The sequence below is a fragment of the Labrenzia sp. THAF191a genome, assembly GCF_009363335.1.
Taxonomy (GTDB): Bacteria; Pseudomonadota; Alphaproteobacteria; order Rhizobiales; family Stappiaceae; genus Roseibium; species Roseibium algicola.
Map to the genome: position 1 here is coordinate 767331 of NZ_CP045333.1, position 24789 is coordinate 792119.

Annotated in this window: 28 protein-coding genes; 8 read left to right on the plus strand and 20 right to left on the minus strand. The window is 59.8% G+C overall.

Annotation, left to right across the window (positions count from 1 at the left end):
- Positions 1-99 precede the first annotated feature (99 nt).
- On the plus strand, positions 100-657 hold the full coding sequence (locus FIV05_RS03560) for a GrpB family protein (RefSeq protein ID WP_152508689.1): 558 nt from the start codon (positions 100-102) through the stop codon (positions 655-657).
- Between the two features lie 303 nt (positions 658-960).
- Here FIV05_RS03560 and FIV05_RS03565 read toward each other — a convergent pair whose 3' ends face one another.
- The 3 genes from FIV05_RS03565 to FIV05_RS03575 all read right to left on the minus strand — a co-directional run bounded on the left by FIV05_RS03565 (position 961) and on the right by FIV05_RS03575 (position 2895).
- Positions 961-1743 carry a hypothetical protein gene (locus FIV05_RS03565; protein ID WP_022999021.1) on the minus strand — a complete coding sequence of 261 codons (783 nt, stop codon included), beginning with the start codon at positions 1741-1743 and terminating at the stop codon, positions 961-963.
- A 74-nt stretch (positions 1744-1817) separates the two neighbouring features.
- The gene (locus FIV05_RS03570) at positions 1818-2339 is read right to left on the minus strand and encodes a protease inhibitor Inh/omp19 family protein (RefSeq protein WP_022999022.1); all 522 of its coding nucleotides are present in this window, start codon (positions 2337-2339) and stop codon (positions 1818-1820) included.
- A 100-nt stretch (positions 2340-2439) separates the two neighbouring features.
- On the minus strand, positions 2440-2895 hold the full coding sequence (locus tag FIV05_RS03575; protein WP_208984382.1) for a hypothetical protein: 456 nt from the start codon (positions 2893-2895) through the stop codon (positions 2440-2442).
- A gap of 234 nt (positions 2896-3129) precedes the next feature.
- Between FIV05_RS03575 and FIV05_RS03580 the strand changes: the two genes are divergently transcribed.
- The 3 genes from FIV05_RS03580 (at position 3130) to recQ (ending at position 6563) form a co-directional block, all read left to right on the plus strand.
- Positions 3130-3507, plus strand: coding sequence for an MAPEG family protein (locus FIV05_RS03580; protein WP_022999024.1), 378 nt, complete (start codon positions 3130-3132; stop codon positions 3505-3507).
- A 117-nt stretch (positions 3508-3624) separates the two neighbouring features.
- Complete coding sequence (locus tag FIV05_RS03585) at positions 3625-4518, plus strand: 1-acyl-sn-glycerol-3-phosphate acyltransferase (protein WP_022999025.1); 894 nt, start codon at positions 3625-3627, stop codon at positions 4516-4518.
- 155 nt (positions 4519-4673) lie between these two features.
- A complete protein-coding gene (recQ, locus tag FIV05_RS03590) occupies positions 4674-6563 on the plus strand; it encodes a DNA helicase RecQ (protein WP_022999026.1) in 1890 nt (629 codons plus the stop codon).
- Positions 6564-6592: 29 nt separating this feature from the next.
- Here the strand turns inward: recQ and FIV05_RS03595 are convergent, their stop codons facing one another.
- From FIV05_RS03595 to creD, 5 genes are all read right to left on the minus strand, one after another.
- Positions 6593-7114 carry a hypothetical protein gene (locus tag FIV05_RS03595; protein WP_022999027.1) on the minus strand — a complete coding sequence of 174 codons (522 nt, stop codon included), beginning with the start codon at positions 7112-7114 and terminating at the stop codon, positions 6593-6595.
- Between the two features lie 137 nt (positions 7115-7251).
- Positions 7252-7848, minus strand: a complete 597-nt coding sequence (gene msrA / locus FIV05_RS03600; RefSeq protein WP_152511807.1) for a peptide-methionine (S)-S-oxide reductase MsrA — start codon at positions 7846-7848, stop codon at positions 7252-7254.
- 353 nt (positions 7849-8201) lie between these two features.
- Complete coding sequence (locus FIV05_RS03605; RefSeq protein ID WP_152508690.1) at positions 8202-8579, minus strand: VOC family protein; 378 nt, start codon at positions 8577-8579, stop codon at positions 8202-8204.
- A gap of 34 nt (positions 8580-8613) precedes the next feature.
- Complete coding sequence (locus FIV05_RS03610) at positions 8614-8997, minus strand: VOC family protein (RefSeq protein WP_173013972.1); 384 nt, start codon at positions 8995-8997, stop codon at positions 8614-8616.
- Between the two features lie 178 nt (positions 8998-9175).
- Complete coding sequence (creD, locus tag FIV05_RS03615; RefSeq protein ID WP_152508692.1) at positions 9176-10642, minus strand: cell envelope integrity protein CreD; 1467 nt, start codon at positions 10640-10642, stop codon at positions 9176-9178.
- A 249-nt stretch (positions 10643-10891) separates the two neighbouring features.
- On the opposite strand from creD, the gene FIV05_RS03620 reads away from it, so the two are divergent.
- Positions 10892-12082, plus strand: a complete 1191-nt coding sequence (locus FIV05_RS03620; protein ID WP_152508693.1) for an S-adenosylhomocysteine hydrolase — start codon at positions 10892-10894, stop codon at positions 12080-12082.
- The gene (locus tag FIV05_RS03625; RefSeq protein WP_209009847.1) at positions 12043-12867 is read left to right on the plus strand and encodes a methyltransferase domain-containing protein; all 825 of its coding nucleotides are present in this window, start codon (positions 12043-12045) and stop codon (positions 12865-12867) included. The genes FIV05_RS03620 and FIV05_RS03625 overlap by 40 nt, the downstream gene beginning before the upstream one ends.
- A gap of 335 nt (positions 12868-13202) precedes the next feature.
- On the opposite strand, the gene FIV05_RS03630 is transcribed toward FIV05_RS03625, so the two are convergent.
- The 7 genes from FIV05_RS03630 to FIV05_RS03660 form a co-directional block, all read right to left on the minus strand.
- A complete protein-coding gene (locus FIV05_RS03630) occupies positions 13203-13985 on the minus strand; it encodes a succinate dehydrogenase iron-sulfur subunit (RefSeq protein ID WP_031268685.1) in 783 nt (260 codons plus the stop codon).
- 59 nt (positions 13986-14044) lie between these two features.
- A complete protein-coding gene (locus tag FIV05_RS03635; RefSeq protein WP_031268686.1) occupies positions 14045-14890 on the minus strand; it encodes an FkbM family methyltransferase in 846 nt (281 codons plus the stop codon).
- Positions 14891-14902: 12 nt separating this feature from the next.
- Positions 14903-16729, minus strand: coding sequence for a succinate dehydrogenase flavoprotein subunit (gene sdhA / locus FIV05_RS03640; protein ID WP_152508694.1), 1827 nt, complete (start codon positions 16727-16729; stop codon positions 14903-14905).
- Between the two features lie 5 nt (positions 16730-16734).
- Complete coding sequence (gene sdhD / locus FIV05_RS03645) at positions 16735-17118, minus strand: succinate dehydrogenase, hydrophobic membrane anchor protein (RefSeq protein ID WP_022999038.1); 384 nt, start codon at positions 17116-17118, stop codon at positions 16735-16737.
- Positions 17119-17128: 10 nt separating this feature from the next.
- The gene (gene sdhC, locus FIV05_RS03650) at positions 17129-17527 is read right to left on the minus strand and encodes a succinate dehydrogenase, cytochrome b556 subunit (protein ID WP_055657171.1); all 399 of its coding nucleotides are present in this window, start codon (positions 17525-17527) and stop codon (positions 17129-17131) included.
- Positions 17528-17804: 277 nt separating this feature from the next.
- The gene (locus FIV05_RS03655; protein WP_152508695.1) at positions 17805-18740 is read right to left on the minus strand and encodes a glutaminase; all 936 of its coding nucleotides are present in this window, start codon (positions 18738-18740) and stop codon (positions 17805-17807) included.
- Between the two features lie 130 nt (positions 18741-18870).
- Positions 18871-19551 (minus strand): sulfate transporter family protein, encoded by a 681-nt coding sequence (locus tag FIV05_RS03660; protein ID WP_022999041.1) that lies wholly within the window; start codon positions 19549-19551, stop codon positions 18871-18873.
- A gap of 183 nt (positions 19552-19734) precedes the next feature.
- Between FIV05_RS03660 and FIV05_RS03665 the strand changes: the two genes are divergently transcribed.
- Positions 19735-20481: a class I SAM-dependent methyltransferase gene (locus tag FIV05_RS03665; protein WP_152508696.1), complete on the plus strand. Its 747-nt coding sequence runs from the start codon at positions 19735-19737 to the stop codon at positions 20479-20481.
- A gap of 48 nt (positions 20482-20529) precedes the next feature.
- Here FIV05_RS03665 and recR read toward each other — a convergent pair whose 3' ends face one another.
- The 3 genes from recR to FIV05_RS03680 form a co-directional block, all read right to left on the minus strand.
- Positions 20530-21138 (minus strand): recombination mediator RecR, encoded by a 609-nt coding sequence (recR, locus tag FIV05_RS03670; protein ID WP_152508697.1) that lies wholly within the window; start codon positions 21136-21138, stop codon positions 20530-20532.
- A 151-nt stretch (positions 21139-21289) separates the two neighbouring features.
- The gene (locus tag FIV05_RS03675) at positions 21290-21610 is read right to left on the minus strand and encodes a YbaB/EbfC family nucleoid-associated protein (RefSeq protein ID WP_006935456.1); all 321 of its coding nucleotides are present in this window, start codon (positions 21608-21610) and stop codon (positions 21290-21292) included.
- A gap of 89 nt (positions 21611-21699) precedes the next feature.
- Positions 21700-23559, minus strand: coding sequence for a DNA polymerase III subunit gamma/tau (locus FIV05_RS03680; RefSeq protein WP_209010004.1), 1860 nt, complete (start codon positions 23557-23559; stop codon positions 21700-21702).
- Between the two features lie 215 nt (positions 23560-23774).
- Here FIV05_RS03680 and FIV05_RS03685 point away from each other — a divergent pair, with 215 nt between their 5' ends.
- Complete coding sequence (locus FIV05_RS03685; protein ID WP_152508699.1) at positions 23775-24095, plus strand: hypothetical protein; 321 nt, start codon at positions 23775-23777, stop codon at positions 24093-24095.
- Positions 24096-24108: 13 nt separating this feature from the next.
- Here the strand turns inward: FIV05_RS03685 and FIV05_RS03690 are convergent, their stop codons facing one another.
- Together FIV05_RS03690 and FIV05_RS03695 are read right to left on the minus strand one after the other, a co-directional pair.
- The gene (locus FIV05_RS03690; RefSeq protein ID WP_152508700.1) at positions 24109-24507 is read right to left on the minus strand and encodes a hypothetical protein; all 399 of its coding nucleotides are present in this window, start codon (positions 24505-24507) and stop codon (positions 24109-24111) included.
- A complete protein-coding gene (locus tag FIV05_RS03695) occupies positions 24494-24754 on the minus strand; it encodes a hypothetical protein (protein ID WP_152508701.1) in 261 nt (86 codons plus the stop codon). Before FIV05_RS03695 ends, FIV05_RS03690 begins: the two co-directional genes overlap by 14 nt.
- Positions 24755-24789: the final 35 nt, after the last annotated feature.

Here is a 24789-nt window from a genome sequence, read left to right on the forward strand (position 1 = left end):
CAAAACGTCGCAGATGCAAGTCATGATATGGTTGCATACGATCACACATTCTTACGGATTTGTTTTTCAACCGTTTGAAATTTAAGGATTTCAGACCTCATGTCCATTCCGTTGCTCCCACATAATCCGGACTGGTTTCGCCAGGCTGACCTGCTGATCGACGACCTCGGACATCTCCTGGGAGCAAGGGCCCTGCGCCTGGACCATGTCGGGTCCACGGCCGTCCCTGGGCTGATTGCCAAACCCAAACTTCATATCGATGTAACGCTGGCTCCCGGATTTTCACCGGCTGCACTCAGCAACGACCTCCTGCTGTATGGCTACCATGATCTCGGCGCCCGCTTTCGGGAAGACGGAGTGCAAATGACCCGGCCAGCCGGGCCAGGCCCCCGGTCGAACGAGAGGGAAAATCAAGAGCTGATTATCGCGCATCGGCTGTGTCTGTGTGCATCCGATTGCCCCTCACCTGAGCAGAGGCGCAAGTTTCGAGACGCCTTGCGCGGCGATGCCAGCCTTGCCGGGCGCTACGCCGCCCTGAAACGGAACCTTGCCCTCAAGGCCGGTTCGCCCTCCGACTGGGAAACATACAATTCCGGCAAGACATCCTTCATCGAAGGCGTGCTCTCAGGGGAAGGTATGCGACTGATCCAGCGATGACGCTCCTTCCGGCCCCGCCATCACTGCCCCCATTGACGGAACACTGCACCCAGCAGCCCGGTTCGCAATTCACTGATAATGGGCAGAAAAACACAGACCGAAGCTTGAGGAACTCGAAACAGGAAGGCAATACGCCCTCTGAACAAACAGCGCCCGCAACCGGTGGGAGGGTTACGGGCGCAGGGCACAGGGAGGGGTCCTGTGCGGGAGGAACGCAATCATGAACGCCCAAACGGCTCGGCCTGACTGGACCCGGCCATCATGCCTGTGCCCGGCTGAGCGCAAAAAGCACTCAGACAACGCTTAGCGCAGGTAAAGGGCCGTCTTGCGACCGTTCTGGACTTCCTGAAGATAGAGCAGCTGGGCAACCAGATAACACTCGGACTGGTCGTCCAGATTGGCCTTGCGGCCACGACCGTCGGTCAGCAGCCAGGCATTGCCGGACTTGACGACATCGCATTCGATTGGTGCGGCAGCATCGAAACCGGCCTTCTTGAACAGCTCCGTACCGACACGGCTGCCGGTATCGTCGTCCAGACCCTTCATCGCCATGCGCAGGCTGCGATAGGCCTTGTGAACCGACAAGGTTGCGACGATGGCAGTGACGACTTCGTCTCCTTCCATGGCCGCGAAGCGCACAACGCCGCCTTCCTGCGGAATGATGGAATTGGAACAGGGCGTGCGCTGGACATCGCCAAGCGTGGTCCATTCGGAGCGCAACGTCACGGTTGCAGGCTGACGAAGGGCCGCCATTTCCTTGGTGAGCCGCTTTTCTGCAGTTTTTTGCGGATTCTTGGCGGTCCGATCCATACGGGCGGACACCCCGGCCACGGTTCCGCCGATGCGCAACCGGCGGAAGACGATGACATCGCGCATAAGATCGGTTCGCTCTACCCGCCAGCCGGCATCAAGCCAGGCGTTCTGGTGAACGAGACTGCCGCCGGAATTTGCCCACCATGTCCGGTGTTCCCGGGCGCTCTTGGGCAGCGACGAGCCTATGATATCTTCGACTTCGTTCAGCTTGGCCGCCCAGACAACATCTTCCAGTCGTGCCAAGTGTTCCCGCAGTGGTTCATATTTTGACATTTGCACAGCCTTTCCGGTAGCTATGCAAATATACACCTATAGCGCGAGCTGTCCAGCATAAATACGGAGGGGCCTTAACGGTACAGCGAGATCGGCGATCCGGTAGACGTCTGACCGTTGAACTGGCCGGAAGCGCTGGAGTAAAGCTGTGCAACGATCAGGCCGGTGCCGTCCTTCAGAACCACCTGATTGCCACTCAGGTCCCATGCAGAGATCCCGGACAGTACAGGCGAAGCACAACCTCTGGTATTTGCACGGTAGCCGCCGGACCATGTTGTCAGCGTCATGAAGGCCATGCAGTTGTCGCCAGCGGAGGTGATTTTCCAGCCACCCAGAAGGTCTGTCCGGCCAACTTCCTTGGCATCGGCAGGCGCTGCAACCGGGTTGCTGGCCAGGTCGGTCGGCTGAGCCGACGGATCGTTGAGACCGCCGGCCGGCGCGTTGGGATCAAGCGGTGCAAGCTGTCCCGAGCCTACGGGTGTAGTCGGGGTCGCCGGCAGCGGTTCGGCATAATTCCGGCCTCCGGACAATCTCTGGCAACCAGCTGCCAGGACCACCAGGCCGACGATCAAAACAAACTTTCCCGCGCGCATCATGACGAATCAATCCCTCACCTTCGTCCCAATATGGGAGCAACTCTTAGCCCACAATTTGTCGAAAATCCAAAATCCTGAGAATCGACCGTTTTCTGATCGCTCAGGCAACCCGGTTCGAGACGGCCTTGCCTGCTGTTTTTGGCGGCTCCACAAGCCTGTCGATCGCCTCGGCAATCTTCTCGAAATAAGTGGCGCAGGCACCAAAACCATCCGGAAAAGGCGGTTTTGCGGCAATGTTCCACCAATGGCTCGATGTCGTGGTCTTCCATTGCGGCGGCAAGGCTACCGGCACCTGGTCAGCGAGATAGACGACCCTGTCGGGAATTTCAGCATGCGGCATCAGGAAAATGTCGATCGGCTTGGGCGCAAGCCCTTTGGCATCAATTCCCCGTGCTGACAGTATCCGGCGCACATGCCGGCTCAGTTCCTGGGAAGGAGCCACACCTGCGGAGAACGCCCGCATCAGACCACCTGCCCGAAAATTCAGATAGGCTTCGGCCAGGGGCGACAGCAGGCTGTTGTCCGGACAGACGAACAGAACGGTTGTTTTCGACAAGGGGCATTCCTTCGCGGCTGCGGCCCATGCCAATCACGTCATGGGCGGCCTCCCCCTAGCGCCGGGACGGGAAGACTTTATGACAAACCCGGGGCAACATCGAAAATCATGAGGATATCTTCCACGAGCCTGATAGATATGCGCACAAACGCTCGCGTGCAGCCCGGTACCCCGCTGCAGCCTCATTCCGGGTATTCGCGCGCAAGACCTGCAACACGTTCCTGAGGAGCCCACATGCCCGTCGCCTTCTGGTGTGTCCTTGCCGCCGCCATCCTGCCGCTGCTTTCCGTCTTTCCGGCAAAACTGGACAAGTCCTTCGACAACGCCCGCCCACGTGACCCGGACTATTGGCGAGACGGTTTCCGCGCCCGCGCACAGGGGGCACAGGCGAATGGCTTCGAGGCATTTCCCCTGTTTGCGGTTGCCGTTTTCGTTGGCCTCAACCAGGGCGGCGACCCGCACTGGATCGACAGGCTCGCCGTGCTTTTCGTGTTACTGAGGATCATTTATATCGGCTGCTACTGGGCGGACCGCGCCTCGCCGCGCTCGCTTGCCTGGGCAGCCTCCTTCTTGACATCGCTGGCAATTTTCACCAGTTCCCTATGGAGCTGAGCCGCCGATGGGCGGATTCCGATCCTGAAATTCGTACAACGATCATTTGCACCAAGAGGCTGATTTCGTTAACGATGCATCGGAGTGAGGCAGTAATCTCGTGGGCAGAGGTGCATTGTGCGGACGACCGACCAGACGACAGACACCTTGCCGACGCGCCGTCAGGCCGCGGCACAGAGGCAGATTTCTGAGCAGCATATCGTCGACCTTCTGATTGCCGAACGGGGCAAGCTGGTGATGGCCAGCCCGTGGTGGCCCTTCATCAGACCCTTCGCTCACAAGATCCTTCGCTACAAGTCCGCCGTCGAAATGGCCGACACCATTGCGCAGATGGAAGCGCTGGAGGTTTTTGCCCATTTGAGCGGATTGCTGTCGCTTGACGTCACCACGCTTGGCCTTGAACGGGTTCCGCAGGAAGGCCCCGTCGTTCTGGTGTCCAACCACCCAACCGGCATTGCCGACGGCATCGTCCTTTATGATGCGATCAAGTCCCGCCGGAACGATCTAGCGATCTTTGCTAACCGCGATGCCATCCGCATCAACCCGCGCCTTGCCGACATGATCATTCCGGTCGAATGGCGTGCTGACTTCAAGACCCGCGAAAAATCCAAGGAAACGATCAAGCTCGCCTCCTCCGCCTTTGCCAAGGAGCGGGTGGTGGTGCTGTTTCCCTCCGGGCGCCTGGCCTATTGGCACGACGGCAAGCTGACAGAACGGCCCTGGATGACGTCAGCCCTGGCGCTGGCACGCAAGAACAAGGCCCCGATCATTCCCATGCACATGGGCGGGCGCAATTCCGGCCTGTTCTATTTTCTTGCGAGAGTGTCGACCGAATTGCGCGACATGACGGTCTTCAACGAATTGCTCAACAAGGAACATGCCAAGTTCAACGTGCATTTCGGCAAGCCGATCCGGCCGGAAAAACTTGAAGGCGACCTTGGCGATCTGACCGAACAGATGCGCATTCACTGCGCCGAAACGCTGGCGACGGATCCGGACGCCGAGTTCTAGGTGCCAACGCACCGCCTCCACGCGTCTCCTAAGCATCTGATTTTTTGATGCTCTGACCAGGGCCTGCACGTCATCCACAGGCGCGGTTCCGCCTTCATTGCCCTTCTTCCGCGAATAAGACATTGTGCGGGAGAATCAAAGGACCCGTCTCACCCATGCCCGTTTCGCCCGCTGTTGCCGCGGAGGAAGTCATTCCAGTGCAGCATGCCGTTGCTCCGACCGTGCGTCCGGAGCCGAAGCCGCTTGCGGTTCTGCAGAAGGTTTTCGGCTACAGCAGCTTCAGGGGCAAGCAGCAGGCGGTGATCGAAACGCTTGTGGACGGCAACGACGCTGTCGTTCTGTTTCCAACCGGCGCAGGCAAGTCGCTCTGTTACCAGATCCCGGCGCTGTGCCGGCGTGGGGTCGGCATCGTCGTCTCGCCGCTGATCGCGCTTATGAAAGACCAGGTCGGTGCGCTTCGCGCCGCTGGCGTTCAGGCCGCGGCCCTCAATTCCACGCTGTCACCTGAAGAACAGGACGGCATTCGCAGTGCCCTGCGCCGCGGTGAAATCGACCTGCTCTACGTGACACCGGAGCGGCTGGGCACCGAGAGCTTCCGCAAGTTCCTGGACACGCTGCAGATTGCCCTTTTTGCCATCGATGAAGCGCATTGCGTCAGCCAGTGGGGACATGACTTCCGTCCGGAGTACATGTCACTGTCCTGTCTGCGCGACCGCTATCCGGGCGTGCCGCGTGTGGCGTTGACCGCGACTGCCGACCCGCACACCCAAAAAGACATTCTGGCCCGCCTGCAGCTGGAAGACGCCGCCGTCTTTTCCACCAGCTTCGACCGGCCCAACATCCGCTACGAGATTGTCGAGCGCACCAACCAGCGCCAGCAGCTGCTGGATTTCCTGAAGAAGCACTCCGGCGAGAGCGGCATCGTCTATTGCCTGTCGCGGGCAAAGGTCGAGGACATCGCCGAATGGCTGACCTCTAAGGGCATCAGGGCCCTGCCCTATCATGCCGGCCTGCCCGCGGAACAGCGCTCAGCCAACCAGGATGCGTTTCTGCTGGAAGAAGGGCTGTGCCTGGTGGCGACGGTTGCCTTCGGCATGGGTATCGACAAGCCGGATGTGCGCTATGTCGCGCATCTGGATCTGCCGTCTTCGGTCGAGGCCTATTACCAGGAAACCGGCCGCGCAGGCCGCGACGGCGCTCCTTCCGAAGCCTTCATGGCTTACGGCATGGCAGATCTGGTGCAGCGCCGGCGCATGATTGCCGAGGGCGATGCACCCGAGGAGGTCAAGCGCGCGGAAAATGCCAAGCTGAATGCGCTTCTCGGCATCTGTGAAACGGCCGGTTGCCGTCGTCAGGCCTTGCTGGCCCATTTCGGCGAGACCTACCCCAAACCCTGTGGCAACTGCGACACCTGCCTGTCCCCGGTGGAGACCTGGGACGGCACGGAAGCTGCCCAAAAGCTGATGTCGGCGATCTATCGTACTGGTCAACGTTTCGGCACGGCGCATGTCATAGATGTGCTTCTGGGCAAGACCAACGAGAAAAGCACCCGCTTCGGCCATGACACGCTGTCGGTTTTCGGAATTGGTCAGGACGTGCCGCAGAAGACCTGGCAGTCGATTGCCCGTCAGCTTGTCGCCGCAGGCTACGTCGATGTCGACCATGCCCAGTTCGGTGCTCTGGTTCTGACGGAAAAGGCGCGGAGCGTCCTGCGCGGTGACGAGAAGCTCGCCTTGCGCAAGGACCGGAGCGCGGCTGGCCTGAAACGGACGAGTTCTTCACGTACGGCCTCCATCGCCGATGAACTGGACCATGAAGACAGGCTGCTGTTCGAACGCTTGCGCAGGCTGCGCACCCAGATTGCCCGCGATCAGGGCGTACCGCCCTATGTGGTGTTCACAGACGCGACGCTGGCTGGGATATCCGCTGCGCGCCCGGTGACCGAAGATGCGCTGCTGGCCGTTTCCGGTGTCGGGCAGTCCAAACTTGAAAAATACGGCGAGGCGTTCCTCGAGCTGGTCGAGGCATTTGAAGCCGGCGTATGACCGCCACGATGGTTGCCGATGAAATCCGGTCAACCGTCCTGCTGCAGGCAGAGCTGATAAACCCCGGCAAGATCCGACAAGGTTTCTTCATCAGGATGCGACAGGAAACTGTCGATGATGTCCCTGAGCGCCAGATGCATGTTCCGGTGCTGGCGCAGACGCCTGTAGGACGAGCCGAGCTTGTAGATCTGTTCGATTTCCTCATGCGAGAAGAGGTCCAGACCCGCAATACCCAGCACGACACCAAGATCAGCATTGGTGCGGCGCGTCAGGTTATGGGCAATCAGGAACCCGAACAGGCCGGTGACAAATCGGTTTTCGAAGCACAGTTCGTCAAAGTCCCGCTCGACCACTTTCAGCACGAGCTTCATGATCGACACGGTGGCAGCTGCCGCAAATTCGGTCGGTGTGTTGGTGTCACAGATCTCCAACCCTGCTGCTTCCAGCATGGCGGCGGTGGATCTTCGAAGGCGGTCTTCCGTCTCGACGGCTCTCAATTCAGAAATAAATTCCGGCTCTGCTGTAACGCGACTTCCAAACAAGCTCAGCATGTTAGCGTCCTTTCAGACGTAAGCCCACTGAAAGTATGTAGTGTACACCTTACCCTACGGCAAATTGATGCCTGAAAATTCGACGAAAATGCTGTTCTTTTGGGCCGTTCCCCGCGGAAACGGCCCATTTTCGAATGTTATGACCCTGCCTTGGGCAACCCCTTGAAGGCTTCGCTGCCCCACACGGCCTTGACCTGTGCATCCCTGCCGCACCCTTTCCTGTAGCCTTTGTAGGCGTCGGCGCGGGTGACGTAGCCGAAGCGGGTGAGCGTACGAACCTGGCTCTTGTAATAGGCCTGATGGTAGTTCTCGGCGGGCCAGAAAACGGCCGGAGCCTCTACCGGCGTTACGATCTTTCCGCCGAGTGCCTTTTCCGCCTTCGCGATTTCCGCCCTGGCCTGTTTCGCCTGGGTTTCGTCCAGAGGATAGATGGCGGTGGAATAGGCATGTCCCCGGTCGCAGAATTGACCGCCGGCGTCCGTCACATCGACGGTGCGCAGGAAGATTCCGACGAGTTCGGCGTAACTGATCTTGTTCTCGTCGAAATCGACCCTGACGACCTCCCGGTGACCGCCACGATCATAATCCTTGTAGGTAGGGTTCTGGGTCTCCCCGCCGGCATAGCCGGAAACGACATCGCGCACGCCGGGAAGTTTTTCGAGATCGGATTCAACGCACCAGAAGCATCCTCCGGCAAGCACCGCGGTTTCGGCCTGTGCGGTACCCGGTGGCATCGACGCCACGAGCGCGGCAAAGAAAGTGAGCGGGAGCAGGCGTTTCATGTCAGGTCCTCCGGGCAGCTGGTTGTGGTCGACCTTTCCTAAGGGGCGCCAATCTGGTGAAGATGGCGAAACCCCGAACGGAAAGACGACCAGCGCGCTTGGGTTTCGAGCTGTGGTCTTCGACTTTGAAATGCGCTTCATGGGTTGGAAGACCCGTGAAGGCACTTCGAATTCTACCCGAAAGAGGTAACGCGCCCGGCGGCTGAGACAAACTCAACTCCGCTCGCCAAACCAGCACATGCCCGTGAGCCTGGCGTGAGGCCCCTCATTTCGGGCAGCCAAAACCATGTCCGATCAGGCCGTTCTCAGTCCTCCCAGGCCTTGGCCGCCTCCTCAAAACCGGCGAGTTGCGGTTTGACGACGCAGAACCGGTGACCGCTGGTTGCCTGCATCACTGTCCAGCCGTCCAGTTTCTGGACGATGGTCGCGCCCAGACCTTCGAGCCGGGCAACTTCCTTTTCCGGATCGTCGGTTTCGATATCCAGATGCACGCGGGAGGGATGCTCGACAGACTGGAGCAGGATGCCGATTTCATCTTCCGTGCCGATCAGACGGCGATAGCGTGGGTTTTTCGGCTCAGCTTCAACGGTGCGCCCGAGCGCACCGGCCCAGAATTCCGCATGGCGGTCGATATCGCCACCTTCACAGTCGATCACCAGATCTCCCAGCCGGCTCTTGTGCATTTTTTTCTCCAAATTGAAATCAGGAAACAAGGACTTATTCAGGCAGGTGACAGACCGCCTCGATATTCAGACCATCCGGGTCGAGTACGAAAGCACCGTAGTAATTTTCGTGGTACTGCGGCCGCAGGCCCGGTGCGCCGTTATCCTTGCCACCGGCTGCGATCGCAGCCTCGTAGAAGGCATCGACGAGCGCCCGGTTCGAAGCTGCAAAGGCAACATGCGCCGGTGTTCCGGGGGCTTTGCCTTCACCAATCCAGAAGTCCGGCTTGTCCTCGCCGAAACCGCAATAGGCGGGTCCACCCGTCATTTCAGCGGTGACGTCCATCAACACCTTGATGCCAAGTGGCGCCAGGGCCTTTTCGTAGAACGCACGAGACGCCGGAAAATCACTGACCGCAAAACCGATATGATCAAGAATGGACATCACGTCCTCCCACTCACCTCAATAGAACAAAATAAGAACATTTAAGGAGGAATTGCAAGCCTCGTTTTAGAGCTACGATGCGCTCAACCGGCAAATGCCAAGCAAAATCGGCGGCGCAGCGAAGCCACACCGCCGACCGGATTGGCGACATACCGGAATGACAGAATGACCGTCAGACCGCTCCGGCTTGCGGCCCCGTGCCAACCTGTTGTTGCCCGGACCAGTCGATCCGCTGGGTGGCAAACATGGTAACGGCAAGTGACAGGAACCCGATCATCGAACCGATCAGGAGCGCGTAGTCCTGCTCCTGCATGAGCGCATAAAGCACGCCGAATATCGCAGCCAGGACCGCAAGCATCACGCTTCCGGCGAGACGGCTCTTGAGCGAAGTCCCGATATAGAGCGCATTCAGCAGCGTCGCGGCGGCAGCGGCGACAAGATAGGCCAGGCCGTAGCCAACATGCTCTGCAAAGGCGAGCAGCATGACGTAGAAGACGATCAGGGACAATCCGACCAGACCATACTGGATCCAATGGACCCGCCATCCGGAGCGCATTTCCAGAACGAAGACCGCCAGGAAGGTCAGACTGATGAAGCAGACTGCGTATTTCAACGACCTGGAAATGGTCTGATAGAAATTGACGGGTTCAACGAATTGCACTCCCAGAACCTTGTTTTGCAACGGCATTTGGGGTCCGAGCACCAGTTTTGGAATGCCGCGAGCAAGATAGGGGATGGTCCAGGATGCGTTGAAACCGGCATCGCCGATTTCTCGGGCTTCCGGCAGGAATGCCCCGGTAAAGCCGGGATGCGGCCAGTCAGATTGAAGGGATACGCTGGTCGTTTGACCGGCCGGGGCAACGTAGAAAGCGGTGGAGCCGTTCAGCTGCATGGGGATGTCGAAAGAAAACCCGTTTCGCCACAAACCCGCAGCGACAGGTGCGTTGATACCGGACGCGTTGATCGTGGCAACAGTCCGCCGTATCGGCTCCATGGTCAGTGGCCCGAGCCCAGGCTCGAACGGCACGGAACCACTGTCGTTCAGGACCAGTGCGACCTCGCTTTTCAGCGCTGCAATGTCGCCGATGCCGACCACAAGAACCGCCTTGTCTCCAGCAATGTCGATTTGCCCACCGAACTGCGGCTGAAAGTTTTCGGACGACGTTGCGGCGAACCGGCCTTTCAATGTCACGCTGCCATGATAGACGGGCAGCGAATAGATCGATTTCCTGCGCTCCTGAACGGAGATGTCGCCACTCACATCCAGCTTTTCCGGAAACAGGATGGCAGTGTGCCAGCGAATTTCGGTCTTGGCGTTTTCTCCGGTGGAAACAGTGAAGGTCTCGCTGAACGGAACAACCAGGTAGGGTCCGTTGATCTCCTGGATGCCACCCCAGGACCGGGCGATGTCCTGAGCGACATCCCGGGCTCTTTCGGCCCGTTCTTCCACCAGCACCCAGACGAACAGGCTCGGCACCAGCAACATCACGGTCAACACTCCGATGATCACGAACTTGACTGCCGGAGACCCAAGAAAAGACGTTCGGCGGACCGGCTGTTCACGGGGTGAGCGGGGCTGCGAAAATTGAGATCGCTCCTGCGGTTGTTCAATGGTGTCGTTTTCAGTATCGCTTGTCATGCAAATCAACCCTCTGCCAGAAGGATGTCCCGTCAGGCGGGCACCCGGTCAACAGGGCGATCATTGAAGACAGAACAGGACACAAAAGGGCGTGGCCGAGCGGCTTTTCAGTATTGTTTGTGCAGTTCCTGTGCAGTGGCTCAAAAGTTGTTGGATTGCTGCCTCATTTTTCCTGTCTATTTCACAACTCGCACTTGTGCGTACCGGCGGCGCAGTGCCAGAATGGCAGAACCCTCGGAATAACCAACAATGCATCCATTAAGCGACATATCTACCGCGGCCGCGCCCGCCTATGCCCGACGTGCGGACTATCTGCCGGCGCTGGTCAAGCGGCTCGATCTCTTCAAGAGTGAAGCGCACCGGTATCTGCTGGTGGCGCATCTGTTTGACGACACAAGGCGCATGATCGATGCGCTGGAAGGGGTCATGGATTTCGATGCAATCATCGGCATCCCGTATTCCTCCGGCAGTGATGTGACACGGCTGAAATGGCAGGCCGTATACGGCGACAAGGTCCAGTGCCCGAAGACCGAGCCAGAATTCAAAGAGGACCTGGCCAAGGCCTTGCAGAAGAGCCTGGATGCCTGCCGGGCCTCCGACCAGAAGCTCGTCATTCAGGAAGTCGGTGGTTATGCCGTCGAATTGCTGCACGAGCGGTTTCAAGATCAGCTGCACCTTGTCGAAGGCGTGGTGGAGATCACCAAGCAAGGCGTGTGGCGGGCCGGGCAGACGCGGTTGCGGGTGCCTGTGCTCCACTGTGCCGACAGCGAGCTGAAGCGCCTGGAAGCTGTACGCTGCGGCGAGACCATTGCCCGGTGCCTGGATGGGCTCATGCGCGATCTCGGCAACTCCTTGGCCGGCCGGCGCGCTGCTGTCTTCGGAGCAGGCTGGATCGGCTTCGGCGTGGCCAAGGCCCTGCGCCGGCTGGATGTCATCGTCTCGCTGATCGATGTCGACCCGCTTAAAATCGCAGAAGCAAGGTTGTCAGGTTATCCGGCGACCCTTCATCCCATGGATCTCGAGCAATGCGACCTGGTTGTCGGGGCAGCAGGGCGCTTGTCGATAACCCGGGACGTGCTGCAGCAGCTTCGCAACGGCTGCCTGGTGGCGAGCGCCAGTTCCCGGCGTATCGAAATCGACGTCGATTTTCTGGAACAGTCGCCAGCCTGCGACATTCATCCGTCGATCAAGGCTTTCCAGCTTCCCGGCCAACAGGGGGCGGACAAGCAGATCTGCCTCGTCAACGACGGCTACCCGGCCAATTTCATTCCCGGCTCCGGCAGCGTTGCCGATGAAGTGGTCGAGCTGATCCTCGGCGAACTGATCGTGCTGATGGCCGACCTGACCACCTACACCTACGAACCCGGCATTCACCGCTTGGCGACAGAAGGAGAGGCAGTGTGCACCAAACTCTGGATCGAACAGAGAGACCAGACCTAGCGGATGATGAGCAATCCGAAGTTACGGTCCATTCGCAGTATCTGGTCAAGAAGCTCGCGAACGCCCAGAGGAACCTGTACGGAACGGTGAAGTTCGACATTGTCGCCCGCACCATCCGGGACTGGGCACAAGACCTTGGTCGGCCGCCGCGCATTCTCGATGTCGGTTGCTCGACCTCGATTTCGAAAGAATATCTCGCCGACACCGGCCTGGATTTCGACTATTGCGGTGCCGATTATGAAGCGGCGTTCGAACCGGACATCGTGCTGGATGCCACCCGTCTTTCCGAACATCGCGACGACCTTCCCTGGCAACCGGATGTGATCGCCCTTCTGGACGTGCTGGAGCATCTGCCAGGCCGTGGCCCGGCGATCGAATCCGTGATGCGTCAATGTGGTGAGGTCATTGCGCCGGGTGGACTGATCCTAGCCGTGGTCCCGCAGCTTTATCGCCTCGACCGGCTGAAGCTGGGCCACCTGCACTACGCCGAGCACCAGGTCCGCATGACCTTGAACGAATGGTCGGAGATCATCGGCGGCGCGGTCACGATCGAGTCGGTGCACGGCATCGGCTATCTCTCGTGCCTGCCCTATCTGCCGATGCTCAGCCCCTGGTACGAGGAAACCAACCGCCACGGGAAACTGTTTCACCACCTGCGCGGCAAGACCTTCGAATGGGGCCCGCTGAAACCCGCTGAAATCGCCCTTACCCGCACGCTTGGTCGTGTTCCCGGGTTCAGAGGCTGGTGCAACAGCTCGCTTCTGGTGTGTCGGGCTAAGGGGTGATGCCGGTGGAGCTTTTCTTGAGAACGCGGTAATCCCGGCTCAGCTTCGGTCCTACCAGAACAGGGCACCGTGAAACGCAAAAGCGTTTTCCCGCGTCATTCCGGACAAGGAAGGCGCGCAGCCGACCGCAGATCCGGAATCCAGAAATATGCTGCGCGAATAGCGCTGCCTTATCTTTCCAGAGTGTTCGCTCCGCTCACGCTGATATCTGGATTCCGGATCGGTGCGCAGCTTCACTGCACTTGTCCGGAATGACGGTGGCAAGGTCGTTCGGAACCAATACAAAAAAGGCCGCCCCCGTGGGACGGCCTTTCAATTTTCTGGTGCCGCGCAATTTAAACCCTGCGTTCGACCATCATCTTCTTGATCTCGGCGATTGCCTTGGCCGGGTTCAGACCCTTCGGGCACGCTTGCGAGCAGTTCATGATGGTGTGGCAGCGGTAAAGCCGGAACGGATCTTCCAGATTGTCCAGACGCTCGCCGGTGGCCTCGTCGCGGCTGTCGATCAACCAGCGATAGGCCTGCAGAAGGACGGCCGGGCCGAGATAGCGGTCGCCGTTCCACCAGTAACTCGGGCAGGAGGTGGAGCAGCAGGCACACAGAATGCACTCATACAGGCCATCAAGCTTCACCCGGTCTTCATGCGACTGGCGCCATTCCTTTTCCGGGGCTGGCGATACTGTCTTCAACCAAGGCTCGATCGAGCGGTGCTGGGCATAGAAATTGGTCAGATCCGGCACAAGGTCCTTGACCACCGGCATGTGCGGCAGCGGGTAGATCTTGACGACGTCGCCGGCAATCTCGTCCATGCCCTTGGTGCAGGCCAGAGTATTGGTGCCGTCGATGTTCATCGCGCAGGACCCGCAGATACCTTCGCGGCAGGACCGGCGGAAGGTCAGTGTCGGATCGATCTTGTTCTTGATGTAGATGAGACCGTCGAGCACCATCGGCCCGCAATCGTCCGCATTGATGAAATAGGTATCGACGCGCGGGTTGCGGCCATCGTCCGGGTTCCAGCGATAGATGCGGTATTCACGCAGGTTGGTGGCGCCTTCCGGCTTGTCCCACACCTTGCCTTCCGTCACCTGGGAGTTCCGGGGAAGCGTCAGCTGAACCATCTCGTTACTGCTCCGCGTTGGGCCCTTGGTTTCGCGTCCAGGGCCAAATCGTCTTTCGCTCAGGCAGAGAGCTCAAAGACCATGTTGTCATTCGTCTGGCCGGTAACCCCGTAGCCGCGGTTTGCCAGTTCACTCAGGCAATCCTCGGTCCAGTAGGGCCGGCAATTGGTTTCAAGCAGGATCACGCGGGGCCAGAGGCTCCGGTCCGCGTGCCTCAGGAAAGGCAGGACCACACGGTCCTCGAAGCCTTCCACATCAACTTTCAAAACATCGATCCGGGTGAGGCCCTGATCGTCGGCTATGGCCGTCAGCGGACGAACCTTGACGAAGGTCGGTGTCCAGTCGCCAGCCCATTCGCCGGTGGTCAGGTCCTTCACGAATGTGGCAAAGCCGCAGTTGCTCGGTTCCTGCCACAGCGGCAGCGTATCGTCGCGCGGGCCAACGGCCGAATTGACCACCGTAACGGTGTCCAGGTCGTTTGCACGTACGTTGAAGCCGAGCTTCGTTGCCGTCTGCGGGTTGGCTTCGATCGCAACAACCTCCGCGCCGAGACCGGCGGCAAAGATCGAATAGGAACCGATGTTGGCGCCGATATCGACAAACACCTTGCCCTTGCCCAGATGCGGTTCGATCAGCTTGTGCTCTTCGCGCTCCGGCAGGCGGCCCTTGGCCAGGATCTTGCGGTCGTCATAGTTTTCACCCGGATAGATCCGGAACTTCAGACCGTCGGCTTCCAGGTCGTAAGGGCCCTTGAAGAACCGCGCCACCAGGGAGCGGATACGCTTGCGCAGGCCCTTGGAAAGGTCGTGCCGGTCGGCAAGACGCCAGGCAGCCCGGACCATCCGCTCGGCGGGATATGTGCCGAACGGACTTCTCGTGTCCAAAAGGGTTGCCACCTGGCTCACCGTGCCGTCTCCTTAGTAGACGCGCGCTTTCGGCGCGATCTTCTTCGGATCGATGCCACCCTGTTCAAGGGTGGTCAGCGGATCGAGCACCACCGGACGGTAGTCCAGCTTGACGTTGCCGGCTTCGTCGACCCACGAGAGCGTGTGCTTGCGCCAGTTCTCGTCGTCGCGGCCGGCGAACGGACCGTCCTTGTAGTCCTCGCGGGCATGGGCGCCGCGGCTTTCCTTGCGGGCTTCCGCGCCGTAGACCGTGGTGATGGCGTTGGCCATCAGGTTCTCCAGCTCCAGCGTTTCCACCAGATCGGAGTTCCAGATCAGCGAACGGTCGGAGACCTTGAGGTCCTTCATTTCGCCCCAGATCTCGGTCAGACGCTTGCAGCCCTGCTCCAGGCTTTCCTGGGTCCGGAAGACGGCAGCGTCTTCCTGCATGGCGCGCTGCATCTTGTCGCGAAGATCGGCGGTCGGGATGGAACCGGAAGCGTTCCGCAGCTTGTCGAAGCGGTCCATGATCTTTTCACAGGAGGCTTCGTTCGGCGCCGGCACGGCCGATTTCGGATCGACGACCTCACCTGCCTTGATCGCCGCCGCGCGGCCGAAGACCACAAGGTCGATCAACGAGTTGGAGCCGAGACGGTTGGCACCGTGAACCGATGCACAGCCGGCTTCACCGACGGCCATCAGGCCTTCCTGGATGCGGTTCGGATTGTTGCCGTCCGCGTTCAGCACTTCGCCCCAGTAGTTGGTCGGAATGCCGCCCATGTTGTAGTGAACGGTCGGCAGGACCGGGATCGGATCCTTGGTCACATCCACGCCGGCGAAGATGCGGGCGCTTTCGGAAATGCCCGGCAGACGTTCGGCTAGCAGAGCCGGATCGAGGTGATCCAGGTGCAGGAAGATGTGGTCCTTGTCCTTGCCGACGCCGCGGCCTTCGCGGATTTCCATGGTCATGCAGCGCGAGACCACGTCACGGGAGGCAAGGTCCTTGGCCGACGGTGCGTAGCGCTCCATGAAGCGTTCGCCCTCGGAGTTGACCAGATAACCGCCTTCGCCGCGTGCCCCTTCGGTGATCAGGCAGCCGGAGCCGTAGATACCGGTCGGGTGGAACTGGACGAATTCCATGTCCTGAAGCGGCAGGCCTGCACGGGCCACCATGCCGCCACCATCACCGGTGCAGGTGTGGGCGGAGGTTGCCGAGAAGAAGGCGCGACCGTAACCACCGGTCGCCAGAACCACCATCTTGGCGGCAAAGCGGTGCATGGTGCCGTCATCGAGGTTCCACGCGATCACGCCCTGGCACACGCCGTCTTCGGACATGATCAGGTCGAGTGCGAAATACTCGATGTAGAATTCGGCATTGTTGCGCAGGGACTGGCCGTACAGCGTGTGCAGGATGGCGTGTCCGGTCCGGTCGGCTGCAGCGCAAGTGCGCTGCACGGGAGGACCTTCGCCGTAGTTCTGCATGTGACCGCCGAACGGGCGCTGATAGATGCGGCCGTCTTCGGTCCGGGAGAACGGCACACCGTAGTGTTCCAGTTCGTAGACCGCCTTCGGCGCTTCACGGGCCAGGTATTCCATGGCGTCGGTATCGCCGAGCCAGTCGGACCCCTTCACCGTGTCGTACATGTGCCATTCCCAGCAGTCCGGCGTCATGTTCTTGAGCGACGCGGCGATGCCGCCCTGGGCAGCAACGGTGTGGGAGCGGGTCGGGAACACCTTGGTGATGCAGGCCGTTCTCAGGCCCTGCTCGGCCATGCCGAGCGTGGCACGAAGGCCTGCGCCGCCGGCGCCGACGACCACCACATCATAGGTGTGGTCGACAAATTCATAGGTCTTGGCCATTCGGGTCAGCCTCCAAAGCCAATCTTGAGCACTGCGAAGACGCAGCCGAAACCGATAAAGGCGCAGAAGAAGGTGTTCGCCATCAACGTGAGGAACTTGATGCCTTCGCCATGCACATAGTCTTCGATGATCACCTGCATGCCGAGCTTCATGTGATAGACGCCGGAGAGGATAACCAGGAGCAGGATGATCGAAACGAGCGGGTTCTTGAGGGTCTCGACCACGTCGCCGTGGGAGGAACCCTGCATCGCGATCACCAGGATCACGAAGAACGAGATCAGGAACACGTTGGCGACAGCGGTCAGACGCTGCTTCCAGAAGTGATCGGTGCCTTCTTTGGCAGATCCCAGGCCGCGTACCTTGTTCAGGGGTGTGCGCATATCTGTCATGACACTCTCCTTAGCGAACCGCGTAGCCGATGATCCAGAGGATCAGCGTGACGGCAACGGACCCGATGATGGTCGCCTTGGCGAGCCACTCGCGCGCTTCCTTGCCGAAGCCCGCGCCCATGTCCCAGATGAAATGGCGCAGGCCGCCGAGCATGTGATGCACAAGCGCCCAGGTGAAGCCGAACAGGATCAGACGGCCGATGATCGAGCCGTAGATGCCGTTGACGAAATCGAAGTAGCTGGGGCCCGCCGCAGCGGCGATCAGCCACCAGGCCAGCAGGACGGTGCCGAAGTAAAGCGCCGCGCCAGTGATGCGGTGCAGAATCGACATGACCATCGTCAGAATGGGCTTGTAAATCTGAAGATGGGGCGACAGCGGGCGGTTGCCCCGCAGATCGGCGTTCGACATGGAATTCCTCTCCCGTACGACGCTAGAGCGAAATGCGCTTAAGATGACCCGTTTGAACCTGGTTCCGACCCCGGACGAACCGGCGCGGCCTCCTGGCCAAACGACCCAACCTCAACTCACCTCACCCCAGTTTACGTTTACGCAAACGTAAGCAAATCAAAGCGTTGTCTAGGTGCGTAATAGCGCCAACGCTTCCAAAGGTCAAAATATCCTATAGGCCTAATTGCAAGGAAACTACTTCTATATCGTTTAAATTCATCCGGTGAGATAAAGTGACCTAAACGTGAGCCCCTTCGCCCCCGTGGGGAACTCCGAACACCGACCAGCCGGTTTTGTGAGCAAAATGCTCCATTGCTTCCGTGCCCAGCTTGGAATTGCCGTACTTGTTCAGACCCGGCGACCAGACGGCGATAGACGCCCGACTTGGTGAAATCACGAGAATGCCGCCGCCGACACCACTTTTGCCCGGCATGCCGACACGAAAGGCGAAATCGCCCGAACCGTCGTAATGGCCACAAGTCATCATGAGGGCATTGATCCGCCTCCGGCGCTCGATCGAAACAAGGCCCGGCATCCGGGGCGCATCCACCAGAAAGCGGCCGGCGAGCGCAAGCTGCCGGCAGGACATTTCAATGGCGCATTGATGGCAGTAGGTGCCAAGCACCTTGTCGACGGAAGCCCGCAGGTTACCGTAGGACGCCAGATAATGGGCAAGCGAGAAATTGCGGTGTCCGGTGGCGAGTTCCGACTTCGCGACCTTCTCGTTCATGTGGATGCTGTCGTCGTCGCAGGCAGCGCGAATAAAGCGCAGCAATTCGCCCAGAGCTTCCCGTGGGGTTGACCCGGCCAGATAGGTATCCGTGGTCACCAGCGCGCCGGCATTGATGAACGGATTGCGGGGAATGCCATCTTCCCGCTCCAGAAGCAGGATCGAATCGAAGGAAAGCCCGGAGGGTTCGCGTCCAACCCTGTACCAGAGCTGATCTCCCACCCGGCCGAGCGCCAGAGCAAGGGCAAAAATCTTGGAGACGGACTGGATGGAGAACGGCACATCGGCATTGCCGGCTGTAAACACCCTGCCATCGGCTAGAGCGACGGCTATGCCGAACTGGTTGGGATTGATGCCTGCCAGCTCGGGAATATAGGTCGCGACATTGCCTTTGTCGGGATTGGCCGCAGCGGCTTCCGCGATTTCCGTCAGCAATTCCTGCATGTGCTCCTCCGGTTCGGAGGGGCACTTGGTCAGATTGCCATGGGATATGCAAGTGTCGGGTGACGTGACGCCATCCTGGCAGCCTCAATTGCCGGGCGTGGTCTCCCGCCCCGCAAGAGCAAGACAGTCTTCAGGCGCGCGCCACATTCTGCCGCTGCGCTGCCAGCAACTTGAAAAGATGCAGCATGAAGATGGTCGCAAAGATCGGCGTCACCAGGTTGAGAATCGGCACGGCAAGCAAGCCGGCGATGATCAGGCCACCGAGAAAAACGGTTCCGCCCCGCGCCTTGCGGAATGCCTTCGCCTCGGCCGCCGGAAGGAAACGCATGGCGGCAAATTCGAAGAATTCCCGGCCGAGCAGGTAACCGTTGACGATGAAGAAGGCGACCAGATTGACACCGGGCACAAGCAGCAGCACCAGGGCAAACAGGTTGCCCAAAATCACGACGCCGGTGAACTTGATGGTCTGCACGATCGACTGCGACAGCGGCAGTGCGCGGCCTGGCTGGTCGTGCGGATAGTCCTTCTTGTCGACGATATCGGCGATCTCGTCCTGAAAGAGGCCGGCAAAGAGCGCTGAAATCGGCGCAATCAGGAAGCCGAGTACGAAAATTGCACCAATGCCCGTCAGAACGGATATTGCCGTGTCCATCCAGGCATAGGGCAGCGCGACGAAGGCGGCGATCACGCCCTGAAGGGCGATCCAGATGACAACCAGAACGCCAAGTGTAAAGCCAAGCATCTTCCAGAAAATTGCCCGGAACGGCGGTTCAAACACCTCGGACATGGCGCGGGAAGCAGCTTGGAACATGACACCTTCAAATATCTCGTGAACGACCGCCTCGACATAAGTGCAGCGCCGTTCATGTGCAAGCCCGCGGACAGTAACCGGATCAAAACTAAACTTATTGTTGTGAAATTACGCTTCTGAAACTAGCATTTGCTGGGCGGCAGTTCATTGCCGGCACTTTCTACCCCAGGCTCGGACCGCACGATGCTGCATCTTCATTTCGCCCCCGACACCGACATCACCAAGGGGCTGGCACCCGAAGCCCTGAAAATGTTCCAGTTCGAGTGGAACATCTACCACAAGCTGGTGCGTGCCAATGAAATGCACCACCGGGAAATCGGCCAGCTCCTGCGCGACGAGATCGGCAGACGCTTTGACAAGCCTTTCGCTTTTCTGGATCTGGCCTGCGGCGACGCCAGTCTTGCGCATACGGTGCTTCAGAACAGCAAGGTTGCGACCTACGAGGGCCTCGACCTGTCACGCCCGGCGCTGGAATGTGCTGCCCGGGTGATGAAGGACGTGCCGTATGATGTGGAACTTGCCGAAGAGGACATGGTGGAGGGCATCGTGAGCCGTCCGGCCAGCGCCAACTTCATCTGGTGCGGTTATTCCATCCATCATCTTCAGCGCGCGCAAAAACAGGAAATGCTGTCAGCGATCCGCAACGCGCTCAAGCCGGGCGGTGTCTTCGTCTGCGCGGAGCCTGTGTGCCTGCCCGGCGAAACACGAGCCGATTATACACGCCGCTGGCAGAAAGAACTGCGCCACAGGTTTCGTTCACTTACCGACGCCGAATATGACCACCTCTGGCAACACATCAGCACGCACGACTTTCCCGAAACCCCGGAAGACTGGTTGGCGATGGGCAAGACAGCTGGTTTTACATCAAACCGGGAGATCTTCCGGTTTCCCGGCGATCTGTTTTGCGCCGCGTTTTTGTATGAGAAGTGAGGCTGTCGGCTTCGGCAGTGTGCCAGGTGCCTGGTTTCCAGCGCGTTTCTAGAACCGCGTCCGGGCGCGCAGCGCCTGCGCCAGCGTGCCTTCGTCCAGATAGTCCAGTTCGCCGCCGACGGGCACCCCATGGGCGAGCCGGGTGACATTGACCTGAAGATGAGACAGCTGGTCCATGATGTAGTGGGCCGTTGTCTGCCCCTCGACGGTGGCGTTGATCGCCAGAATGACTTCCGAAAAGCCTTCCGACCCACAACGGTCGATCAGCGAGCCGAGATTGAGATCCTCCGGGCCGATGCCGTCGAGAGGTGACAGGGTTCCGCCCAGGACGTGATAACGGGCATTGACCGCGCCGGCACGTTCCAGCGCCCACAGATCGGCAACATCCTCGACCACCACCAGAACACTCTGGTCGCGTTTCGGATCTGAACAGATGGTGCAGGGATCGGACGTATCGACAGTGCCACAAGTCGAGCAGATGCCGATTTCCCGAACCGCGATGCCCATGGCGTCCGCCAGCGGCACCAGCAGCTGATCCTTTTTCTTGATCAGATGCAGCGCGGCACGGCGTGCCGAACGCGGGCCAAGACCCGGCAGTTTCGCCAAGAGCTGGATCAGCCGTTCGATTTCCGGTCCTGCCACACTTTTCTGTGCCATGGTTTTCTCTTCAGCGCGCGTTGACGACCACCTGAAAGACCTGCCGCGTCAATCCGGCCGGACCGCTCCCCTGATTTCCAGGAAGCGACCAAGAGGCCGGCTTACGAGGCATGGCCGAGGCCCTTATGGCCGCCACGCACTTCAGTTGGAATCAGAACGGCAGTTTCATGCCGGCGGGCAGGCCCAGACCACCCATCAGTTCCTGGGTCTTTTCCTGAATTGCCTGCTCGACCTTGGCACGGGCTTCAGTGTGGGCAGCAATCAGCAGATCCTCGAGGATCTCCTTTTCCTCTTCCTTCAGAAGAGACGGATCGATCGACAGCGACTTCAGATCGCTCTTGCCGTTGAGACGCACGGTGACCAGGCCGCCACCGGCCGAGCCTTCGGCCTCGATCTCAACGATCTGCTCCTGCAGCGAGCCCATCTGCTCCTGCATTTGCTTGGCCTGTTTCATCATCTTGAGGAAATCCATGGAACGACTCCTTCCAAACCTTCACATGGCGCGGATTTCCGCGACCTTACCTATCTGGGAACTGCATTTAGAAGAACAAGAAGCGCGGATCAATCGTCTTCGTCATCCCCGAGCGCTTCGCTCAGGAGCGGATCGCTGACCATCGGGTCGGCCAGAGCAGCGTCGTCTTCTTCGGTGACCTGAACCTTCACGTCGACAACACGGGCACCCGGGAACTGCGCCAGCAGGGCGGCAACGGTGGGGTGCGACTTCGCGTCGGACAGGAGTTGCTGCTGGTTGGCCTCCTGCTCCTCGTGGATGGTCGGGCGTCCCTGATTGCGGGAAACCACGACAAACCAGCGCTGTCCGGTCCATTCGGTCAGCTTGCGGCCGAACTCGCCGGCGATATCGGCCGGGGCGTCGTCCGTCGGCTGGATCTCGATCTTGCCGGGCTCGAATTTCACCAGTCGCATGAGGCGCTGGATCTTGACCTTGAACGGAATGTCGCCCTTCTCGGAAGCAAGGGCGGCGCAATCGTAGAGGCTCTTGAGATTGTACGCCGGCTGAGCCTGCGGTTCGGGTGCGGCTTGCGGCACTCCTTGAGGCGCAGGCCTGCCGCCCTGGATGGCCGAGAGCTGAGGACGGGCGCTTGCCTGCATGGTCGGGCCACTGCCTGAACTGCCGGGCGCGTAGTTCATGCCGACAGCCATGGCGGATGTACCACCGCCACCACCGGCAGGTGCTCCGCCACCACCAGATGGTGCCGCACTGCCAAACGGGTTCTGGCCATTCTTGATCTGCGCCATCAGGTCGCCCGGATCCGGCAGGTCCGCGGCATAGGCAAGGCGCACCAACACCATGTCCGCAGCGGCCAGTGGCTTGGACGCGGACTGAACTTCCTGGACACCCTTCAAGAGGATCTGCCAGGCGCGGGACAGAAGCCGAACGGAAATCTGCTCTGCAAACTCCCGGCCGCGCGCCCGTTCAGCTTCGGTCACGGACGCTTCGTCAGCCGACTTCGGCGCAACCTTCATGCGCGTGACAAGGTGCGTGAAGTCCGCCAGATCCGTCAGCACAATGGCCGGATCCGCACCGACCTCATATTGCGCCTGCAGTTCGCCCAGGGCGTCCTCGATCCGGCCAGCCATGATGTGACCGAAGAGATCAATCACCCGGGCACGGTCTGCAAGACCCAGCATCTGACGCAGGTCTTCCGCCTCGATGGCGCCAGCGCCATGGGCCATGGCCTGATCGAGCAGGGACAGGGAATCGCGTGCCGACCCCTCCCCCGCACGGGCAATCAGCATCAGGGCTTCGTCGGAAATCTGGATGCCCTCGGCATCGGAGATCCGGCGCAGCAGACCGATCAGCTTGGATTGTTCGATCCGGCGCAGGTCGAAACGCTGGCAGCGCGACAGGACAGTGATCGGCACCTTGCGGATTTCCGTCGTCGCGAAGATGAACTTCACGTGCTCCGGCGGCTCTTCCAGGGTCTTCAGCAGACCGTTGAAGGCGGCGTTCGAAAGCATGTGCACTTCGTCGATGATGTACACCTTGTAGCGCGCCGTTGCCGGGCGGTAGCGGGCCGCATCGATGATTTCGCGAATGTCGTTGATGCCTGTATGGGAGGCGGCGTCCATCTCGATGACGTCGACATGGCGGCCTTCCATGATGGCCTTGCAGTGCGTGCCTTCCTGGGTGAGCTTCACCGTCGGCTTGTCGGCAACGCCCGGCACTTCGTAATTGAGGCCCCGCGCGAGGATGCGGGCGGTGGTGGTCTTGCCGACACCGCGCACCCCGGTCAGCATCCAGGCCTGCGCAATCCGCCCGGTTTCAAACGCATTTTCCAGCGTCTGCACCATCGGCTCCTGGCCGACCAGATCCTCAAACGTCTTCGGCCGGTACTTGCGCGCAAGAACGCGGTAAGCGCCATCGTCGGTCGCCGGTTTCACCGCGCCCTGATCCGCCATCAACCCCGGCGTCTGCCCGCCGTCACTTTCGGAAAAGCCTGTCTCGTCCATGAGCCGCACCATAACCATTTTTTCGAAAAGTGGGACGGGCTTTTGAAAGTTTTTGTGCGTCGGACTGCCCCGAGCCGCAATACCTTCAGGGAACCCTTTGCCCAAGCCACGCATTGAGTAACTGCCGACCGTTATTTTCAGCCGGTTTTCATCAGGGAGACGATATGTCTGGAAAACTCTCGCACGACCTGTTCAGCCTCTGGTTCCAGGCGCCTGTCGTCATCGCCCTGCGTTGCCAGAACTGGACCGCGAACCTTGCGGCTGGCACGGCCAGGACCAATCCGGAGCTTCATCGGATGATCAGCGAAAAGGCTGCAGCTGCCATGGAAAGCGCGTTTGCCGTGAACATGGCGTTCCTAAGTGATAGGATGACATCGTTTCAGCGATACTGGCTGGGCGGGCAATCAATCGCGGCAAAGGGCACACGGCCCTATGCGAAGCGTGTCCGCGCAAACGCCAAGCGCCTGAGCAGGAAACCGCGGTAGCTACCCGGTTTCCTCAGCCCTGATATCTGTCCGGCAACAAAAACCGTTGCCTTGCGCCTGGCGACCCGAGCCGCGCGTCCGAATACCACGTTGCCATCAACGCCCTTGAGCTGAGATCCGGGTTCTTGGCAAGAAATTCGCCGAAGGTTTCATGCGGCGTCTCGGCCATCCGCTCCGACAGGATGCCCAGGAAGGCCAGGGTGATGGTGGTGTTGTACTTCTCCGGCACGCCTGCTCTGGAGGCAAGGCCACGCAAGGCGTTGCCATATCGGCAAGCCGCTTCCAGAAACTCGTACTTCTGCAGCATCTCGCAGGCAACGCCGATATGGTCCACATGGCTGAAGCCTTTTGCATCCAGCTGGCCAGCTTCGAAGCGATCGGAAAGCTGCGCGTAATCCCTAAGCTCCGGCATTTGTTTCATCCTTCAGTTTGTGGCTGTCGGCCGCGCTCAGATCGAGGTCGTAAACGTTCTTGAGTTGCCGGATCTTGTCCAGCGTCTCCTTCGAAAACGGCGGCTTGTTCTCAAAAGCATGCAGCGCCATGCCCTCGATCAGGTCGCCAAGACTGATGTCCAGATGTTCGGCGAGCCCTTTCAGGACCTTCAGCAACCGTTTTTCCAGGCGCACACCGGTTTGAACGCGCTCAACTGATTTTTCCATTCCGTTATCATGGTACCAATGTACCAAGCAAGTCA

Excerpts from the sequence above, each read along its gene's own strand:
- FIV05_RS03560 (WP_152508689.1), top strand. The coding sequence starts at position 100 with ATGTCCATTCCGTTGCTCCCACATAATCCGGACTGGTTTCGCCAGGCT.
- FIV05_RS03565 (WP_022999021.1), bottom strand. The coding sequence starts at position 1,743 with ATGTCAAAATATGAACCACTGCGGGAACACTTGGCACGACTGGAAGAT.
- FIV05_RS03570 (WP_022999022.1), bottom strand. The coding sequence starts at position 2,339 with ATGATGCGCGCGGGAAAGTTTGTTTTGATCGTCGGCCTGGTGGTCCTG.
- FIV05_RS03580 (WP_022999024.1), top strand. The coding sequence starts at position 3,130 with ATGCCCGTCGCCTTCTGGTGTGTCCTTGCCGCCGCCATCCTGCCGCTG.
- recQ (WP_022999026.1), top strand. The coding sequence starts at position 4,674 with ATGCCCGTTTCGCCCGCTGTTGCCGCGGAGGAAGTCATTCCAGTGCAG.
- FIV05_RS03595 (WP_022999027.1), bottom strand. The coding sequence starts at position 7,114 with ATGCTGAGCTTGTTTGGAAGTCGCGTTACAGCAGAGCCGGAATTTATT.
- msrA (WP_152511807.1), bottom strand. The coding sequence starts at position 7,848 with ATGCCACCGGGTACCGCACAGGCCGAAACCGCGGTGCTTGCCGGAGGA.
- FIV05_RS03605 (WP_152508690.1), bottom strand. The coding sequence starts at position 8,579 with ATGCACAAGAGCCGGCTGGGAGATCTGGTGATCGACTGTGAAGGTGGC.
- creD (WP_152508692.1), bottom strand. The coding sequence starts at position 10,642 with ATGACAAGCGATACTGAAAACGACACCATTGAACAACCGCAGGAGCGA.
- FIV05_RS03620 (WP_152508693.1), top strand. The coding sequence starts at position 10,892 with ATGCATCCATTAAGCGACATATCTACCGCGGCCGCGCCCGCCTATGCC.
- FIV05_RS03630 (WP_031268685.1), bottom strand. The coding sequence starts at position 13,985 with ATGGTTCAGCTGACGCTTCCCCGGAACTCCCAGGTGACGGAAGGCAAG.
- sdhA (WP_152508694.1), bottom strand. The coding sequence starts at position 16,729 with ATGGCCAAGACCTATGAATTTGTCGACCACACCTATGATGTGGTGGTC.
- sdhD (WP_022999038.1), bottom strand. The coding sequence starts at position 17,118 with ATGACAGATATGCGCACACCCCTGAACAAGGTACGCGGCCTGGGATCT.
- sdhC (WP_055657171.1), bottom strand. The coding sequence starts at position 17,527 with ATGTCGAACGCCGATCTGCGGGGCAACCGCCCGCTGTCGCCCCATCTT.
- FIV05_RS03655 (WP_152508695.1), bottom strand. The coding sequence starts at position 18,740 with ATGCAGGAATTGCTGACGGAAATCGCGGAAGCCGCTGCGGCCAATCCC.
- FIV05_RS03660 (WP_022999041.1), bottom strand. The coding sequence starts at position 19,551 with ATGTTCCAAGCTGCTTCCCGCGCCATGTCCGAGGTGTTTGAACCGCCG.
- FIV05_RS03665 (WP_152508696.1), top strand. The coding sequence starts at position 19,735 with ATGCTGCATCTTCATTTCGCCCCCGACACCGACATCACCAAGGGGCTG.
- recR (WP_152508697.1), bottom strand. The coding sequence starts at position 21,138 with ATGGCACAGAAAAGTGTGGCAGGACCGGAAATCGAACGGCTGATCCAG.
- FIV05_RS03675 (WP_006935456.1), bottom strand. The coding sequence starts at position 21,610 with ATGGATTTCCTCAAGATGATGAAACAGGCCAAGCAAATGCAGGAGCAG.
- FIV05_RS03680 (WP_209010004.1), bottom strand. The coding sequence starts at position 23,559 with ATGGCGGATCAGGGCGCGGTGAAACCGGCGACCGACGATGGCGCTTAC.
- FIV05_RS03685 (WP_152508699.1), top strand. The coding sequence starts at position 23,775 with ATGTCTGGAAAACTCTCGCACGACCTGTTCAGCCTCTGGTTCCAGGCG.
- FIV05_RS03690 (WP_152508700.1), bottom strand. The coding sequence starts at position 24,507 with ATGCCGGAGCTTAGGGATTACGCGCAGCTTTCCGATCGCTTCGAAGCT.
- FIV05_RS03695 (WP_152508701.1), bottom strand. The coding sequence starts at position 24,754 with ATGGAAAAATCAGTTGAGCGCGTTCAAACCGGTGTGCGCCTGGAAAAA.